Source organism: Flavobacterium sp. GNP011 (genome assembly GCF_056428925.1).
Map to the genome: position 1 here is coordinate 61,334 of NZ_JBWJVJ010000001.1, position 16,724 is coordinate 78,057.

Annotated in this window: 15 protein-coding genes; 12 read left to right on the forward strand and 3 right to left on the reverse strand. The window is 32.2% G+C overall.

The window, feature by feature from the left end:
• Positions 1-27: 27 nt before the first annotated feature.
• The 6 genes from AC061E_RS00235 (at position 28) to AC061E_RS00260 (ending at position 7,136) form a co-directional block, all read left to right on the forward strand.
• Complete coding sequence (locus AC061E_RS00235; RefSeq protein WP_478284466.1) at positions 28-1,707, forward strand: DUF6909 family protein; 1,680 nt, start codon at positions 28-30, stop codon at positions 1,705-1,707.
• Between the two features lie 9 nt (positions 1,708-1,716).
• Positions 1,717-2,706, forward strand: coding sequence for a hypothetical protein (locus AC061E_RS00240; RefSeq protein ID WP_478284467.1), 990 nt, complete (start codon positions 1,717-1,719; stop codon positions 2,704-2,706).
• A 107-nt stretch (positions 2,707-2,813) separates the two neighbouring features.
• A complete protein-coding gene (locus AC061E_RS00245) occupies positions 2,814-3,362 on the forward strand; it encodes a hypothetical protein (protein WP_478284468.1) in 549 nt (182 codons plus the stop codon).
• Between the two features lie 133 nt (positions 3,363-3,495).
• Positions 3,496-4,764, forward strand: a complete 1,269-nt coding sequence (locus AC061E_RS00250; protein WP_478284469.1) for an oligosaccharide flippase family protein — start codon at positions 3,496-3,498, stop codon at positions 4,762-4,764.
• Positions 4,764-6,017, forward strand: coding sequence for a hypothetical protein (locus AC061E_RS00255; protein ID WP_478284470.1), 1,254 nt, complete (start codon positions 4,764-4,766; stop codon positions 6,015-6,017). The genes AC061E_RS00250 and AC061E_RS00255 overlap by 1 nt, the downstream gene beginning before the upstream one ends.
• A complete protein-coding gene (locus tag AC061E_RS00260; protein WP_478284471.1) occupies positions 6,018-7,136 on the forward strand; it encodes a glycosyltransferase family 4 protein in 1,119 nt (372 codons plus the stop codon).
• Between the two features lie 6 nt (positions 7,137-7,142).
• Here AC061E_RS00260 and AC061E_RS00265 read toward each other — a convergent pair whose 3' ends face one another.
• Positions 7,143-7,949: a 2OG-Fe(II) oxygenase gene (locus AC061E_RS00265; RefSeq protein WP_478284472.1), complete on the reverse strand. Its 807-nt coding sequence runs from the start codon at positions 7,947-7,949 to the stop codon at positions 7,143-7,145.
• 120 nt (positions 7,950-8,069) lie between these two features.
• On the opposite strand from AC061E_RS00265, the gene AC061E_RS00270 reads away from it, so the two are divergent.
• The 5 genes from AC061E_RS00270 to AC061E_RS00290 all read left to right on the forward strand — a co-directional run bounded on the left by AC061E_RS00270 (position 8,070) and on the right by AC061E_RS00290 (position 13,660).
• Positions 8,070-9,158, forward strand: coding sequence for a DUF1972 domain-containing protein (locus AC061E_RS00270; protein WP_478284473.1), 1,089 nt, complete (start codon positions 8,070-8,072; stop codon positions 9,156-9,158).
• Entirely contained in the window at positions 9,118-10,437 is a 1,320-nt protein-coding gene (locus tag AC061E_RS00275) for an O-antigen ligase family protein (protein ID WP_478284474.1), read from the forward strand. The genes AC061E_RS00270 and AC061E_RS00275 overlap by 41 nt, the downstream gene beginning before the upstream one ends.
• Positions 10,437-11,420 carry a UDP-glucuronic acid decarboxylase family protein gene (locus AC061E_RS00280; RefSeq protein WP_478284475.1) on the forward strand — a complete coding sequence of 328 codons (984 nt, stop codon included), beginning with the start codon at positions 10,437-10,439 and terminating at the stop codon, positions 11,418-11,420. The genes AC061E_RS00275 and AC061E_RS00280 overlap by 1 nt, the downstream gene beginning before the upstream one ends.
• 115 nt (positions 11,421-11,535) lie before the next feature.
• Entirely contained in the window at positions 11,536-12,888 is a 1,353-nt protein-coding gene (locus AC061E_RS00285; RefSeq protein WP_478284476.1) for an exopolysaccharide biosynthesis polyprenyl glycosylphosphotransferase, read from the forward strand.
• Between the two features lies 1 nt (position 12,889).
• A complete protein-coding gene (locus AC061E_RS00290; RefSeq protein ID WP_478284477.1) occupies positions 12,890-13,660 on the forward strand; it encodes a glycosyltransferase family 2 protein in 771 nt (256 codons plus the stop codon).
• Here the strand turns inward: AC061E_RS00290 and AC061E_RS00295 are convergent.
• The gene (locus AC061E_RS00295; protein WP_478284478.1) at positions 13,655-14,965 is read right to left on the reverse strand and encodes a phenylacetate--CoA ligase family protein; all 1,311 of its coding nucleotides are present in this window, start codon (positions 14,963-14,965) and stop codon (positions 13,655-13,657) included. The two genes, AC061E_RS00290 and AC061E_RS00295, sit on opposite strands and share 6 nt — an antisense overlap.
• Positions 14,966-15,099: 134 nt before the next feature.
• On the opposite strand from AC061E_RS00295, the gene purD reads away from it, so the two are divergent.
• Positions 15,100-16,374 (forward strand): phosphoribosylamine--glycine ligase, encoded by a 1,275-nt coding sequence (purD, locus tag AC061E_RS00300; protein ID WP_478284479.1) that lies wholly within the window; start codon positions 15,100-15,102, stop codon positions 16,372-16,374.
• 38 nt (positions 16,375-16,412) lie between these two features.
• On the opposite strand, the gene AC061E_RS00305 is transcribed toward purD, so the two are convergent.
• Positions 16,413-16,643 (reverse strand): DUF6341 family protein, encoded by a 231-nt coding sequence (locus tag AC061E_RS00305; protein ID WP_144889941.1) that lies wholly within the window; start codon positions 16,641-16,643, stop codon positions 16,413-16,415.
• Positions 16,644-16,724 lie beyond the last annotated feature (81 nt).

Below are 16,724 nucleotides of genomic sequence, written 5' to 3' on the forward strand. Positions count from 1 at the left end.
CTTTGCAGGTTAGAAAATAAGTAGAAAATGAAAGAAACAAAAAATATATCGCGCTCAAGAGCACAAGAATCATCGGCAGCCATTGAAAAAATGTACATTACCATGCGCCACCTTTTTAATAGAGGATTTTACAAGCCAATGGGAGTGTCAGGGGATACGCTTCGCGAGGCGTTGCTTGCGTTACGACCAGAGATTTACGGGAATATTGCCGAAGAGAAAGTAGAATTGAACGGACTTTTATACGTAATTGAACGACTTCCGGTAGGAATTGAAGAATGCCGTTTTATCAATCTTACTTCAGACGAAGGTTACTCTAAATCGCATTTTCAAGCTATTGTTCCTCCAAAAAGACGTCGTAATTGCTACCGAATTGATGAGGAGCAAATGAATGTCGAAATTACAAGAGGGCGATCAGATATTTACGATATTTTAACGCACTTGACCTTCATATTTATTGAATCGCACAAAATCAGAAACCGTGTTTTACTGGATGATGCTGGTGAGGTTTCTCGTGACTGGTACAAACTAGAACAGGCAGTTTCTCAAAAGAAAAAGCTTACGCAAGTAGAGAAAGAAAAAGCCATTTCGCATGCAGCTAACATATTAGGTAGAACTTTTGCTGAGGTTTTGGATATTTATGATGCCTTTGGTTCAGCAGCAGCACCAGACCGTTTTTTACACGTGATTTATTGGTTAGGAAAATTAGCTATTGAAGAAATAGTTGATGATAACAAGAGAACAATCACTTTTAGTCCTATTTTGAGAGAACGTTTGGGACACCACATTCATGGCGAAGTTTGGGCTACCAATATTAAAGAGGTTTTAAAAGAAAATCAACTTTTAGACCGACCAATTCACGTAATCAGTGCTAATATGCACAGTGTGATGAATTCGATTTTTGCAACTGAAGTATTGAAAACGAAGTTCAAAGACAAATCGGATTTCTTTATTTATGAAGAGCTAAGTAGATCTGGAGCTGATGAGGTACGCAATCAAGTTACAGCAGTTGCATTGAAACAAGGAATGATTTCTTTGCCAGATACCTCAGGAACTAATATTGATGTACAAATTTTTGATACCGCTAAAATCAATTGGGCTAAAACATCATTTCCTAGTGCCAAGACTGATGATAAAAAACCAGTTTTAATAGTGATGGATTATGCTTTTGGGGAGCAAGCCTATGAGACAATTGACGAGTTGTTGAAACCTTTTAAGAAAGACACTTTATTAAACGTAGAATCGGTTTCTATTATGGGTAAAGCAGGAATTTTAGAGGGAGGAAAAGGAGATATCATGATTCCAAATGCGCATATAAATGAAGGAACTGCAGACAATTATTTCTTTGAAAACGAACTAACTGCTGAGATGTTTGAAGGAAATGACATTGCTGTCTTTGCAGGTCCAATGGTAACTGTTTTGGGAACTTCATTACAGAACAGAGATTTATTAAAGTTTTTCCACGAGTCTACTTGGGGAATTATTGGTCTTGAAATGGAAGGTTCTTATTATCAAAAAGCCATTCAATCGGCCTCAAAAATTAGAAGAAGTGTTCCTCATGACATCAAAGTACGTTATGCCTATTACGCCTCAGATAATCCGCTTGAAACAGGAAGTACACTGGCTTCAGGTGGTTTAGGAACAACAGGTGTAAAACCTACTTACTTGATCACAATTAAAATATTGGAACAAATTTTCAACGTAAAATAATAACAATAAATGAGTACAAATGTGCCCAATAACCAAGAGGATCAAGAAATAGATTTGAATCAGGTTTCCAAAAAAATTAAAAAATTTTTTGATTGGATTGGCACTTCTATTTTTAAAGGAATCCAGTTTTTTATTCGCAATGCAATACTGGTTTCTGTTTTGGTTCTTGTTGGTTTTGGTCTGGGCTTGTATCTAGACAAGACACAAAGAAGTTATGAGCATTCTATTATTGTTCAGCCTAATTTTGGTAGTGTTGATTATTTGTACTCAAAAGTGGATTTGATCGAATCAAAAATAAAATCAAAAGACACATTATTCTTAAAAAACGTAGTTGGGATTGTTCATCCTAAGCGTTTGTCAAAAATTGAAGTCAAACCCATTGCTGATGTGTACAATTTCATAAAGAACACACCAGAAAATTTTGAGTTGATCAAATTAATGGCGGATAATGGTGATATCAAAAAAATCATTGAGGATAATGTGACCAGTAAAAACTACACTTACCACACGATTTCTTTTGAAACAGATCGTACTGTTGTTGATAAAGAAATAGTAGAGCCACTGATATCTTTTTTAAATGAATCGGAGTATTTTAAAAAAATTAAAAAAGTAAGTTTAAAGAATATTGAAGTCAAGATGAAGCAAAATGACACCATTATTTCTCAAATAAACAATGTATTAGGTTCTTTTTCGGCTAATGCAAATGCTACTCAAAAAAATGATAAACTGGTATATTACAATGAGAATACGCAGCTTAATGATGTCATTAAAACTAAAGATTTATTGGTGGTTGAACAAGGAATACATCAAATTAATCTTTTGGGAAGTGATAAGATTATAAAAGACGTAAGTGTAACGTTAAACATTAAAAAAATAGGTTTGCTTCATGGAAATAAAAAAATAGCACTACCGATATTGTTTATTGTATTGTTCGTTTTGGTAAATTCTTTCATAGTTTTTTATAAAAAGCAATCCTTAATTGCAATGCAAAGCAAATAGTGTTTAAATGTTGATATTGGATATCTTAAAAACAGAAAATGAATAGTTAAACAGTTGGCATCTTGTAGATTTTAAAATGAAACAATAATACCGAAATCTTTAAAAAAATGAAAAAACAATTATTTTTTGCATGCATAATTTTATCAATAGTATTTAGTTCTTGCAAAAAGGAGGAGAGTAAAAAAGAGGAAAGTCCTGCTGAAACTGAAGCTATTAAAAACAGTTTTAAAGTAACTTTGACAGCCACAGTTACAGTAGATGATAATTTCCAGTTGTATTATAGTCAAAATGATTATGAAGCTCCTTTTCAAGAAGATAATTCGGTTTGGGTAGCTGTAAAAGCTAGTGACAAGCCGCAAGATATAGTTTTTGTACTTCCAGAAGATCTACTTCCCAATTACATTCGAATTGATTTTGGAACCAATGAGAAGCAAAAAGAGATCATTATTCAAAATTTTAAAATGAACTATTTCAGTAAAAGTTTTGAGGCTAAAGGTTCTTTGTTTTTCAACTATTTTATTCCAAATGATTGCGTTACAATTTTAGAAAAAAACAAATCAGTTGTTCAAAATATAAAGTCAACAGACGGAAGATATGATCCATTATTTTATTCAGAAAAAGCACTTTATGACCAGATTCAATTGCTTATTAAATAATTGATATTCAAGCTAAAAGGAGTCACAAATTGTGGCTCTTTTTTTTGATTATATAAAGTATTGTTTTAGTTTAAAATGAATTTGAAAGAGGACTAGCACTGCTTATGTTATATTTGTAATAAATCACATCATTTTGTTTAAATCAATAGGTCTACAGGTATTTAAAAATAGTAGAATTAAAAATGGTACTATTTATGGAATTGGTCAAATTGTCAATTTGATTAGTCCGCTTGTGGTTATGCCTTATCTAATAACGATTTGTGAAAAAGAAGGATTAGGTAAAATAGGTGTAGGCTTTTCATTTGCATTAATATGTAATGTAATAGTGGATTATGGCTCTTATATCAATGGTACCAAAGCTATTGCGATAGGTAGAAACCAAGTTGAAAGTATCAATCAAAAAATTGTTTCGATCTATGTAATGAAATTGTTTTTACTTGCTATTTTACTACTTTTTTCCTTTCTATTGATTTGGTTTGTTCCTTTTTTTAAGCAGGAACAAGCAGTTTTCTTTTTAAGTTTATTGTATGTATTGGGACAAGTAATCAACCCAACTTGGGTTTTTCAAGGATTAGAAAATTACAAATGGATTTCATGTATAAATATTATATCCAAATTAATTTATGTTGTGGCTGTTTTTTCTTTTATCAATAAAAAGGAGGATTACATCTATGCTAATGCTTACTTGGGAGTTGGATTGATTGTTTCAAGCTTCATTGGATTATTTTATTTGATAAAAAAATACCATTTACGGTTTTATTCTTCGGTTTGTAAAGATGCACTAGTATTATTAAAACAAGAGTTTTCATTAACAATATCCCAGTTATTTTTGTCTTTTTATCAATATCTTCCCATCATGATTATTAGTTATCTGGGAGGAAATGCAATGGCAGGACAGTATAGAATTATAGATCAAATTGTAATGATTTTTAGGACTTACTTACAGATGTTCTTTAATTTTATTTATGCTGATGTTTGTTTGCAAATACATAAAAATCTGAAAAAAGGCATTACACATTGGTTGCAGTATTATGGGCTTAATTATACGGTAGTGGTATTGTTAGTAATTGTTGCATTTGTGTGTACTAAGCCTATTTTGTTGTTTTTTAATATACGTTCTAATGAGCTAGATGCAATGAACATTTTTTTTAAAATAGGTCTGATCATACCTTTGTTTATGGCAATTTCTATTGCCTTAAAACAATTGCTTTTTGCTTTAAATAAAAACAAAGAATATATCAACATTACCATCGGATCTTCTATTTTTAGCCTGCTTGTTTTTTTCATATTTATTAAAAATGTGGGTCTTGAGGGTGCATTTTTAGCTACAATTTTTATTGAATTAGTAGTGATTGTTCTATATTGTATTGTTTTGAAACCATTAATTAGATTGGAAAAATAATGATGAACTTTACAATTTATAAAAGTTTCCCCTACCAGATTTTATTCTTATTCTGTATAGTAGTTTCGTTGTTTGCAAACTATGAGCTTACTTTTGTGGTATGGTTTTTCACTTTATTGATCACCATAAAAAGAAAATATTCAGTTACTATACTAAAATATTGCGCTATCTTCTTGGCTATACTTTTAGTTGCAACGGTCTCTACTTTATTTAGTAAAACGACTCTTTTTTTATTTATAAGAGACTTTACATACCTGGTAAAACCCATTTTAGGATTATTAGTGGGCTATCAGCTTTGTAGGTTTAGCAGTAAGTTAGCCTTAAAGGTTTTAATTTATACAGGCCTAGCCATTTCAATACTACATTTGGTTACCTTATTTTTCACCATAATCCAATTTAGAACGTTAAGTGTTAATTTCTTGAGGCAGCAAGGTGGCTATTTTAGTGATTATGAAATCTATGTTTTAATCGTCCTTATTTTTTATAAAACCTTCAAAATTGAAATTTCAAAAAAACTAAGAACAGTTTTATTACTTGTAATAGGTTTGTCTAGTTTTTTGTATTTGGCGAGAACTAATCTGATTCAATTTATTATTTTATACGTGGGTCTAAAAGGATATTTAGTATACAGCCACAGATCATTAAAAGTGATTTTATCGGTACTTTTAGTTACAATTATAGGCTATACAGCCATTGTCTATAGCAATCCAAAACGAGAAGGAAAGGGGATTCAAGCGTTTTTGTACAAAATAAAAATTGCTCCCGAAGAGGCATTTAAAACACGAATTAATAAGGATGACTGGAAAGATTTCAATGATAATTACCGCTCATTTGAAAATATTATAACTGTAAAACAAGTTTCAAATAACGGACCTCGAGCTGTACTTTTTGGGGAAGGGTTGGGGTCAACATTAAATATTGGTCGAAAAATATTGACAAATGACAATGAGTACGTTCAATACATTCCTATTGTTCATAACGGTTACATGACTATTTTTCTAAAATCAGGGCTGTTAGGAGTTATTTTGCTGCTAGTTTTCTTGATTCATTTATACAGACAAAAGAAATCTAATCTTGAGGCCTTACAAGCGATTAATTATTTATTATTGGGTTCTAGTGTTTTTTTAATTGTATCTAATTGGGTTTTTTTAGGTTTGTATTTAAAATTAGACAACAAATCAATAATAATAGGATTTTTAATTGCCCTAAGAGAGGTCATGTTAAGAGAGTATAAAAGTCAAAAAGCAGTTTAAATGAATATTAAAAACACAACCAACATCTTTGTTGACTGTCATGTTTTTGATAGCGGTTTTCAAGGTACTAGAACCTATATTCAAGGTCTTTACACGGCTTTGATGCAGTATGAAGATCTTCATTTGTATTTGGGTTCCAATTATCCAAAATCCTTACAAATTATTTTTGGAGATCACCCTAACGTGACGTACGTAAAATACCAGTATCATAATAAATTCTGGAGACTTCTTGTTGATATTCCTAAGATTATTATAAAAAACAAAATTGACTTTGCGCATTTTCAATACACTGTTTCTCCCATAAAAAGGTGCAAATATATCGTGACAACACATGATGTATTGTTTATTGATTTTCCAGAATATTTTTCGTTTTTTAGTCGATTTATCAATACCATTTTATACCAACAAAGCACTAAATGGGCAGATATTAGACTCACGGTTTCTGAATATTCCAGACAAAAATTAGAGCAACATTTTGGATTTTCTGATTATGTATTAACTCCAAATGCAGTTGACGGTGCTTTTTTTGAAACCTATATTAAGGAGCAAGTCAAAGCTCGAGTTGCAAATGAATATTCCTTGAACGATTATATAATTTATGTAAGCCGCTGGGAACCCAGGAAAAATCATCAAATGGTTTTGAAAGCTTTTGTAGACTTGGAATTGTATAAAAAACACCAACTTCTTTTTTTAGGTAATGAAAGCATTTTTAATCTAGAGTACAAAGAAATATTTGATGGATTAGCACCTGAGATAAAAAATCAAATAACAACTATAAACAACACTGATTTTCAAACGATGTTGTTGTTACTAAGAGGAGCAAGTGCAGCTGTTTATCCTTCATTTGCTGAGGGGTTTGGTATTCCTCCGTTAGAATCAGTTGCAGCAAAAATCCCTACAATTTGTTCTAATAAAACGGCCATGTCTGATTTTAGCTTTTTTAACGAATTTTATTTTGATCCAAATAATCAAACCGAATTCAACCACAAATTGCTGTATATTCTTGAAAATAAAACAACATTAGAGTTTGAAAAAATGGCGTTTTCTATTAAAGAAATTTACAACTGGGAAGAGTCAGCAAAGGTGGTTTATCAACTTTTAAAAGAAACTACAATGTAATTTAGTTTATTGATTTTTTGCAGTACCACTTCCAAACAATTTGTTTTTTGTTTTCACTAAAAGGTTATAATTTTTAGCAAATTGTTTCTTTAAAAAGGACGCGTCTTCCTTTGGGAACCAATCTGTAGTGCGAATTTTTTCAATTTGGCAGATATGATTTTGGTATGCATATGTTGCAATTGACGTTCTAAAATGCCCTTCAGGAAAATTGGTTAAATCATATCCATGTAGCGTGTATGGTGCACATTGTTGAATAATAAAACGATTAAACGGAACATCTAGTTCGGCTTCTTCTCCTGTTCTTAGATCTTTTATTTTTAACTCACCCTTGTATTCCTTTTTCCAGTCTTTATTGAGGTATAATAAGAGGTTTAATTCACGGTACCAGTTGTTTTGAATGGGATGGTAATTAAAGTCTAAGTGCATATCGAGAAAGCTGTTTTTCTTTCCTTGATGCAAGCCTCCTCCATGATTTTTTGGGTCTACAAAAATTGATTTTGATGTGATGTAGGATAATATTTTATTAAACCTTTCCGAGGATAAGTCTTCGTACAGTTCCTGTAATTCTGGTCCAAGTATTTTATAATTTGATTTTTCAAATTTATTATTTGCAAAAGCATAATCCCTACTTTTATTATGCAGTTCTGGAATGCTATTATATGCTTTGATTAGTTTTTCTTCATCACAAAATTGATCAATGATTAAGTGTGGAAACGGTTTAGCGGTTAGATACGTTAAACGTAGTGGGTTTAAATTATGTTCTAGGTATTCAAAATTGATCATAAATTGCTGAGGTGATGTATTTGTAAACAAAAATAGCTATTAATGAGCGTATTTAATTAGATTAGAATTAATTTTCGCTATCAATTCCAGTATTTGAGACTTTTAAACTTTTAAAATCATTATTTTTGGAACTTGATTAAAAATAATGAAATGAAAATTGCAATTCTCGGGACTAGAGGAATTCCTAATAATTATGGTGGTTTTGAGCAATTTGCCGAGATTTTTGCAGTTTATCTTGCCAAGCAAAATCATGAAGTATATGTATATAACACCCATGATCATATTTTTAAAGAAAAAATGTTTCAAGGTGTGCATATCATCCATAAGTACAATCCAGAACATAAAATAGGTACGGCAGGGCAGTTTATTTATGATTTAAACTGTATACTTGACACCAAGAAAAGGAAATTCGATATTATTTTGCAATTAGGATACACTAGTAACTCCATTTGGTCTTTTCTGTTACCCAAAAAATCTATGATCATCACAAACATGGATGGAATGGAGTGGAAGAGAACTAAATATTCTGCAAAAATTCAAAGATTTTTACAATTTGCCGAGAAAAGAGCTGTAAAAAGCAGTGATTTTTTAATAGCAGATTCTATTGGAATACAAAAATATCTTAAAGAAAAGTACAACAAAGAGTCTACGTACATAGCGTATGGAGCAGCACCATTTTGGAATCCAAATGAGAAGTTGCTCTTACCCTATAACTTAGAGAAATATACTTATGATTTACTCATCGCTCGGTTTGAACCCGAAAATAATTTAGAAATGATTCTGGATGGAGTAGCCATTTCAAAAAATGATAGACCGATAGTTGTTGTGGGTAATAGCAACAATAGTTTTGGTAATTATTTAAAACAAAAGTTTAAAGACAATCCTAGAATACGATTTATAGGTGGCGTCTATAACAAGGAACATTTAGATAATCTTAGGTTTTTTTCATCGCTTTATTTTCATGGTCATTCCGTGGGTGGTACTAATCCGTCTTTGCTAGAGGCAATGGCTGCAAAAGCATTAATTGTAGCTCATAGGAATGAATTTAATCAAGCCATTTTAAAAGAGAATGCTTTTTATTTTTCCAATGCTAAAGAGGTTCAAAAACTAAGAGAAACAGTTCATAAGAGTCATCACAATCAAATTGTTCAAGATAACTTTGATACCATAATTCAGGAATTTAATTGGAATAAAATAAATGAATCCTATCTTACCTTATTCAAAAAAAGTCTTTCATAAAATTGAAGAATTGTGGCAAAATCAAACACTATTGGTTTATCTTTTAGCTGCAATGCTCATGACGCTTCCGTTGAAACACAACATCGGGAGTATGACTTGTATTATTTTTTTACTGGTTTGTTTTTCTAAGGCTAAAAAAGTTAATTTTTCAATTTCAAAAGTTGAAATACTTCCTATGCTCCTTTATGTATTAATGGTGCTTTCCTTACTATGGACTATTGACATTCACGCTACAAAGGCCGGATTACAAAAGGAAATATTGGTTTTATTAATTCCCATTGCTTTTTGCTTTTTACCCCATTTAAATCAAGAGGTAAAGCATCGGGTTTTTAAAATTTACAGTTTCTCAATGGTGTTTTTTGCCATGTTTTGTTTAGCAAAAGCAGTCCTTAAATTTAGCAGTTCAGGAGATTTTAGCGTGTTTTTTTATCATGAATTGGTTACAGTTAGCCTTAATGCAATATATGTTTCGGGGTTTGCCTCATTTGGGATGTTCTATTTTTTGGTCCAAAAAAACAAAACAATTCTTGATCAATTAGCATTGGTAACACTAGTTGTATTTGTGTTTTTATTGTCATCAAAGAATATTATAATTTGTGATTTTATTTTGGTCATGGTGTATCTTTTCTTTTTTTCTGGATTTTCTAGAAAAATAAAAACTGCAATACTTGTAGCCATTGTTTTGATAACAATCACCTGTATAGCATCAATAAAACCAATAAGGGACCGGTTTTTGATTGAGTTACAAACCATACTGGTTGATAGTTCCTTAAAGGAAGGATCTGAAGAAAATCAAAATTCAATCTACAGCATTAGTTTAAAACAGGCTTGGAGCCAAGATACGTTTCAGGAGAATGATTTTTTTCCTGGGGCTGCTTTTCGAGTTTATCAAACGAGGATTTTTTTAGAAATGCTTCAAGATGAGAGCATCTTTTTCACTGGATTCGGATTAGATGCAGCTCAAACTAAAATTCAAGATAAAGTCAAGGAACATCATTTGCACCACAGTTATGGAGTATATAATTTTCATAATGAATATGTACAAATTTTTTCTGAACTTGGTTTTTTCGGGTTTTTAATTCTGGTTTGTATGTTGTTTATTTCCATTACAAACGGAATTAGAAATAAAGATTTTGTGCATATCGCTTTTTCGGTAACAATGATAGTGTTATTTTTGACCGAATCCTTTTTGAGTAGACAAAGAGGTATAATTTTCTTTATTGTATTGTACTGTTTGTTAAACAAAGTAAATCATAATAAAGAACAGAACTTATTGTAATGAAAAGAATACTTATCACCGGAGCCGCAGGATTTTTAGGATCACATCTTTGTGACCGTTTCATAAAAGAAGGCTACCATGTTATTGGGATGGATAATCTCATTACGGGAGATTTAAAAAATATTGAGCATCTTTTCAAATTGGAGCAGTTTGAATTTTACCATCATGACATTACCAAGTTTGTGCATGTCCCTGGAAATTTAGACTATATTTTACACTTTGCATCGCCTGCAAGTCCTATTGATTATTTAAAAATTCCTATACAAACCTTGAAAGTAGGTTCCCTTGGTACTCATAATTTATTGGGTTTAGCCAGAGTAAAAAAAGCTAGAATCCTTATTGCATCTACTTCTGAAGTGTATGGCGATCCATTGGTACACCCACAAACAGAAGAATATTATGGCAACGTAAACACCATTGGCCCACGCGGCGTGTATGACGAAGCCAAACGTTTTCAAGAATCAATCACGATGGCGTATCATACCTTTCATGGAGTAGAAACAAGAATTGTACGTATTTTTAATACGTATGGTCCAAGAATGCGCCTCAATGACGGTCGCGTTATACCCGCTTTTATTGGTCAGGCCATTCGCGGCGAGGACTTAACCATTTTTGGCGATGGCATGCAAACCCGTTCTTTTTGCTACGTTGATGATCAGGTAGAAGGTATTTTTAGATTGTTGCATTCGGATTATGTTTTGCCTGTAAATATTGGAAACCCAGATGAAATTACCATTAAAGATTTTGCCGAAGAAATCATTAAACTCACAGGTACCAGTCAAAAAGTGATGTACCATCCGCTACCAATAAATGACCCGTTGCAGCGCCAACCAGACACCACAAAAGCCAAAGAACTGCTTGGTTGGGAAGCTAAAGTAGGCCGTGCCGAAGGAATGAAAATCACCTACGAGTATTTTAAATCCTTATCTAAGGAAGAATTATCCAAAGAAGAGCACAAGGATTTTTCTAAGTATATATTTTAGTTTATTCTACTCTTTTATTTTGTAACTAAATGAAATAAAAGTTCTAAGAAAATTTCTTTTTATAAGATTCGCAACGGTTTTAGGTTAATTACATGCTATTTTAATTTGTATCCTATTGAAAACAAAAACAGGAAGATATTCCGGTTATATACGTCCCTTTTCATTTGCCATTGATTTATTGATAATCAATGTCTTGCTATGGTATATGACTGATTTTCCTGTAAAGACACCTTTTTATTTTGTTATCATAAGTATAAGTTGGTTTATTATTGCTGCCAGTTTGGGTTTTTATGAGGTTTACAGGTATACTAAAGTGATTTCTATACTAAATTGTGCCTTAAAACAAGGAGTTGTATTTTCTCTTTTTTGTCTTGCCTTAGCCTTTTACGACTCCTATAATTCTAGTTTTGAAAGCATTGGGTATTTTACGCTACTGTCGTTAATTATCATTTTAATTGTCAAACTGGCTATTTATTATTTTCTAAAAAAGTATAGGCTATTGTATGGTGGAAACTTTAGAAAAGTAATTTTGATTGGTAATGAAAAAAGTACTGAGCCTTTACAACATTTTTTTACAGAGAACCCAGATTATGGGTACAAACTTGAGCGTGTTTTTGAACTTGAAAAAAATAAATCACGAACCCTTAAAGAGAGTTTTGAATATGTAATAGAACATCAAATAGATGAATTGTATTGTTCTATGAGTGATTTAAACCAAAACCAAATTAATGAAATTGTTTTTTTTGCCGATAATAATTTGAAGACATTAAAGTTTATTCCCAGCGAAAAACAAATTCTTTCGCGGAATTTCACATTTGAATATTACAATTATATTCCTGTAATATCACTGCGTAACATTCTACTTGATGATACTTTGAACAAGGTAATTAAACGTGTTTTTGATATTGTTTTTTCATTAATCATAATTGCAGGAGTGCTCTCATGGTTGACACCCATACTGGCTATATTCATTAAATTAGAGTCAAAAGGGCCTTTGTTTTTTATCCAAAAAAGAAATGGATTGAATTACAAAGAATTCTTTTGTTATAAGTTTAGATCAATGGAACTTAATGATGAAGCCCATTTGAATCAAGTATCAAAAAACGATATTAGAGTTACTAGGGTAGGTCGTTTTATAAGAAAGACTAGTATTGATGAATTACCACAATTTTTTAATGTTTTACTGGGCGAAATGTCAGTAGTAGGACCTAGACCACACATGGTAAGTCATACCCAGATGTATGCGCTTACTGTGGATAAATTTATGGTACGACATTTTATAAAACCTGGTATCACTGGACTCGCTCAAACAAAAGGTTTTAGAGGAGAAGTGGAGACCGATAAGGACATTATCAACAGAGTAAAATATGATATCTTTTACATGGAAAATTGGTCTATTTTATTAGATATTAAAATCATTTTTTTGACCATTTACAATACGATTCGGGGCGATAAAAAAGCATATTGATATGAAAAACAATTTAGTATCTATCCTAATGCCCTGCTACAATTCAGAGAAGTACATTCTTGAAGCTATTCTGTCAGTACAGCAACAAACACACACAAATTGGGAATTGATTCTAGTTGATGATTGTTCAAGTGATAGCACTGTATCTATTGCTACAGCAATTGCTAATCAAGACAGCCGAATATGTATTTTTAAACTCCCTACAAACTCAGGAACAGGCGTTGCTAGAAATACAGCTTTATCAAAAGCCACTGGTAACTATATTGCCTTCCTAGATTCAGATGATAAATGGAAACCCAATAAGCTTGAACTACAATTGCAATTCATGCAGCAGCATAAATTACCATTTACTTTTTCTTTTTACGAATGTATGAATTCTGCAGGAACATTATTACACAAAGGTGTCGAGGCGCCACAGCAACTTACGTATAGGCAACTGTTTTTTTGCAACTACATAGGCAATCTCACTGGGATTTATGATGTTTCTTTCTACGGAAAAATTCCTATTTCTCATTCTAGAAAAAGACAAGACTGGATGATGTGGCTTACCATCCTAAAACCTATAAAAAAAGTGCAGCCCATACCCGAAAGTTTAGCATTTTATAGAGTAAGGGCCAACTCTATTTCGGCTGGTAAAATGGCTTTAATCAAACATAATTTTGCAGTATATCGTTCTTTTCATGGATACAACATCATACGGGCATTATTGTGCATGTTAGTTTTCCTGTTTACGCAACTTTTGGTCAAGCCGCGTTACACAAAAAAATTATAGCATAGATTTAAACTGTTTTAGTTTACCTCTATTGGTTCTATCTAAGTTATTTTTTCGGACGAATATAATGCTCAAATTAGGCTCTAGATATAAAGAAATGGCAGTTTCAATTTTTTTAATTTGATTGGGAACTAGTTCTTTTTCACTTACATAATCAATTTCAAAACAATCTAATTTAGTTTGTTTTATGGTAAATTCTTTTACATTTCCATCATCTTCAATGATACTTTTAGTCACGTAATAAAATGTAAGACCAGCTGATTTTTTTCCGCTTGGTAAAACAACCACATCATTGGAGCGCCCTATTAATTGTTTTAAAATGGGCTTTTGTAATGTACTTTTTTTATCCAAAATGCCAATATCACCAATATCGTACCGTATAAACGGATGCGCTTTATTGTACAAAGAGGTGATGACAACACGGCCAGCTTTACCATGAGGAACCGCTTTATTATTTTCGTCTAAAATTTCAACAAACAAGGTTTCAGAGTTTATTTGCCAAAGCCCTTCAGGATTTTGAAACGCAATCAGGTCTAGCTCAGAGGCACCGTATTCATTGACAATAGGAACTCCAAGTTGTTTTTCTAGTAAAAATTTATCGTCATCAAAAAGCATTTCAGAGGTAACCATACATACCTTTAAACTTGGACAAACACTGGTTAATAAAATATTTTTTTGCTGTAAAAATTTGGCAAATAAAACAATAGCGCTGGTATACCCATTGATGTAATCAAATTTTTTTTGGCTAAAGGTTTTCAAAATCGTTTCTAAAACAACATCTGACAAATCAAATACAGAAAACCGATACCGATGACTCAAGAAATCTTTGAACCGTTCTTTTTTATTTCCAATAAAATCCATCGGGATGCCATAAAACCGGGCTTGGTAAGAGGTATTAAAATCAATGCCGTACCAACCAAAACGGTACATGTTTGAAGCCCAAGTCAAAGCATGAGAATAATTATCTTTTGCAAATATAAATGGAGTACCGCTAGAGCCAGACGTTTTGTTTGTATAGCAGTTTTTTAAAGTATATCCACTAGAAAGTCTTTCTTGAAGTGGTTTTTGTAAATTTTGTTTGGTCAAAATGGGTAAATCATCCCAGTTTTTATAATTTTTTGTACCTACAAGTTTACTGTAAAACGGATTTTTTTCTAAATGATACTGAATAATTTCCTGTTTCTTATTCTCAAGAAATTGCTCATGTTCTTGTGGTGTATGTGCAATTATTTTTAGTAATTCCTGCTGTGCTTTACGAATGGGAAATCCGTTCCATTGCAGTGCTATATCAAATAATCGAAACATTTTTAAGGAGTATTGTGTAATCAAAAATAGTATTTATGTCTTACTTATTAGTTGCTTTGGGGAAGTTTTTACTATTTAATTGTTTTTTGAGTTCAAAACCAATTATTTTTGCACGACAACTAAAAACAACACACATGACAATTTTACTACTCGGTTCTGGCGGAAGAGAGCACGCATTTGCTTGGAAAATGGTTCAAAGCCCATTATGCGAAAGACTTTTTGTAGCTCCTGGAAATGCAGGAACTGCAGCCATTGCAACCAATCTTGCTATGAGTCCAACCGATTTTGAAGCCATAAAAGCATTTGCCATTCAAGAGAATGTAGGCATGGTGGTTGTAGGTCCTGAGGATCCATTGGTAAAGGGGATTTATGATTTCTTTTTAAATGATCCAGCTTTACATCATATTCCTGTTATTGGTCCTTCAAAAATAGGCGCTCAACTAGAAGGAAGTAAGGAATTTGCAAAGGAATTTTTAATCAAACATAACATTCCAACGGCTGCTTATGATAGTTTTACAGCTGACACAGTTGATAAAGGATGTGAATTCCTAGAAACATTGCAACCTCCGTATGTGTTAAAAGCAGATGGTTTGGCTGCTGGTAAAGGCGTTTTAATCATTCAGGATTTGGCTGAAGCCAAAGAAGAATTAAGAAACATGCTCGTACATCAAAAATTTGGTGTAGCCAGTTCAAAAGTAGTTATCGAAGAATTTCTAGACGGAATAGAATTGAGCTGTTTTGTACTCACAGACGGAAAAAGTTATAAAATATTGCCTACTGCAAAGGATTACAAACGCATTGGCGAAGGCGATACAGGACTTAATACAGGCGGTATGGGAGCTGTTTCTCCAGTTCCTTATGTAGATGCTGTTTTGATGGAAAAAATAGAAACTCGCATTGTAAAACCTACAATTGATGGTTTTCAAAAAGACGGAATAGCCTACAAAGGTTTTGTTTTCATAGGGTTAATCAATGTTAATAATGAACCTATTGTTATTGAATACAATGTAAGAATGGGAGATCCAGAGACTGAAGTAGTAATCCCAAGATTACAAACTGATTTGGTTGAATTATTTTTGGCTGTAGCCAATGAAAAACTAGACGAAATCAACTTAGAAATTGATCCAAGAAGTGCCACTACTGTGATGCTAGTATCTGGAGGTTATCCAGAAGATTTTGAAAAAGGAAAAGTAATTACGGGACTAGAAAACGTTCAAGATGCTATTGTATTTCATGCTGGAACTAAGCTAGACCAAGGAGCAATTGTTTCAAATGGGGGTAGAGTGCTAGCCATTACGTCCTACGGAAATGATTTTCAAGAGGCCATAAAAAAATCTTACCAAAACATAGACAAGCTACATTTTGATAAGATGTTTTTTAGAAAAGACATTGGAAATGATCTTAAATAATAAAAAGAGCTCTCAATCCCACTTGGGGTTGAGGGTTCTTATTTTAAGAAAGAGTGAGCCGTAGTATCTTGATTTTCTGTTCCTGCATCATTAAAGATTTGCAACTGTTTGATCCAGTATACCATTGCAGATGCACAAATAATCATGAAAATCCAGTTGATAGTGTTAGCAACAAACCATGAGCTAAGCTCTAAAGAACGTAAAAAATCTAGAGGAGCAAATAAAATGTCTACAAATAAGTATTGTATTCCTTCGAAAAATGCTTTCATAATATATAAATTGATTTAAGTAATTGTTTTGTAAACACGATACTAACGAATGTTTTTTAAAATAAAATAATCTTTATTAAC

What these genes read in the sequence shown, in the direction of transcription:
- AC061E_RS00235 (WP_478284466.1), top strand. Translation starts at nt 28, where the DNA reads ATGAAAGAAACAAAAAATATATCGCGCTCAAGAGCACAAGAATCATCG.
- AC061E_RS00240 (WP_478284467.1), top strand. Translation starts at nt 1,717, where the DNA reads ATGAGTACAAATGTGCCCAATAACCAAGAGGATCAAGAAATAGATTTG.
- AC061E_RS00245 (WP_478284468.1), top strand. Translation starts at nt 2,814, where the DNA reads ATGAAAAAACAATTATTTTTTGCATGCATAATTTTATCAATAGTATTT.
- AC061E_RS00255 (WP_478284470.1), top strand. Translation starts at nt 4,764, where the DNA reads ATGATGAACTTTACAATTTATAAAAGTTTCCCCTACCAGATTTTATTC.
- AC061E_RS00260 (WP_478284471.1), top strand. Translation starts at nt 6,018, where the DNA reads ATGAATATTAAAAACACAACCAACATCTTTGTTGACTGTCATGTTTTT.
- AC061E_RS00270 (WP_478284473.1), top strand. Translation starts at nt 8,070, where the DNA reads ATGAAAATTGCAATTCTCGGGACTAGAGGAATTCCTAATAATTATGGT.
- AC061E_RS00275 (WP_478284474.1), top strand. Translation starts at nt 9,118, where the DNA reads ATGAATCCTATCTTACCTTATTCAAAAAAAGTCTTTCATAAAATTGAA.
- AC061E_RS00280 (WP_478284475.1), top strand. Translation starts at nt 10,437, where the DNA reads ATGAAAAGAATACTTATCACCGGAGCCGCAGGATTTTTAGGATCACAT.
- AC061E_RS00290 (WP_478284477.1), top strand. Translation starts at nt 12,890, where the DNA reads ATGAAAAACAATTTAGTATCTATCCTAATGCCCTGCTACAATTCAGAG.
- AC061E_RS00295 (WP_478284478.1), bottom strand. Translation starts at nt 14,965, where the DNA reads ATGTTTCGATTATTTGATATAGCACTGCAATGGAACGGATTTCCCATT.
- purD (WP_478284479.1), top strand. Translation starts at nt 15,100, where the DNA reads ATGACAATTTTACTACTCGGTTCTGGCGGAAGAGAGCACGCATTTGCT.
- AC061E_RS00305 (WP_144889941.1), bottom strand. Translation starts at nt 16,643, where the DNA reads ATGAAAGCATTTTTCGAAGGAATACAATACTTATTTGTAGACATTTTA.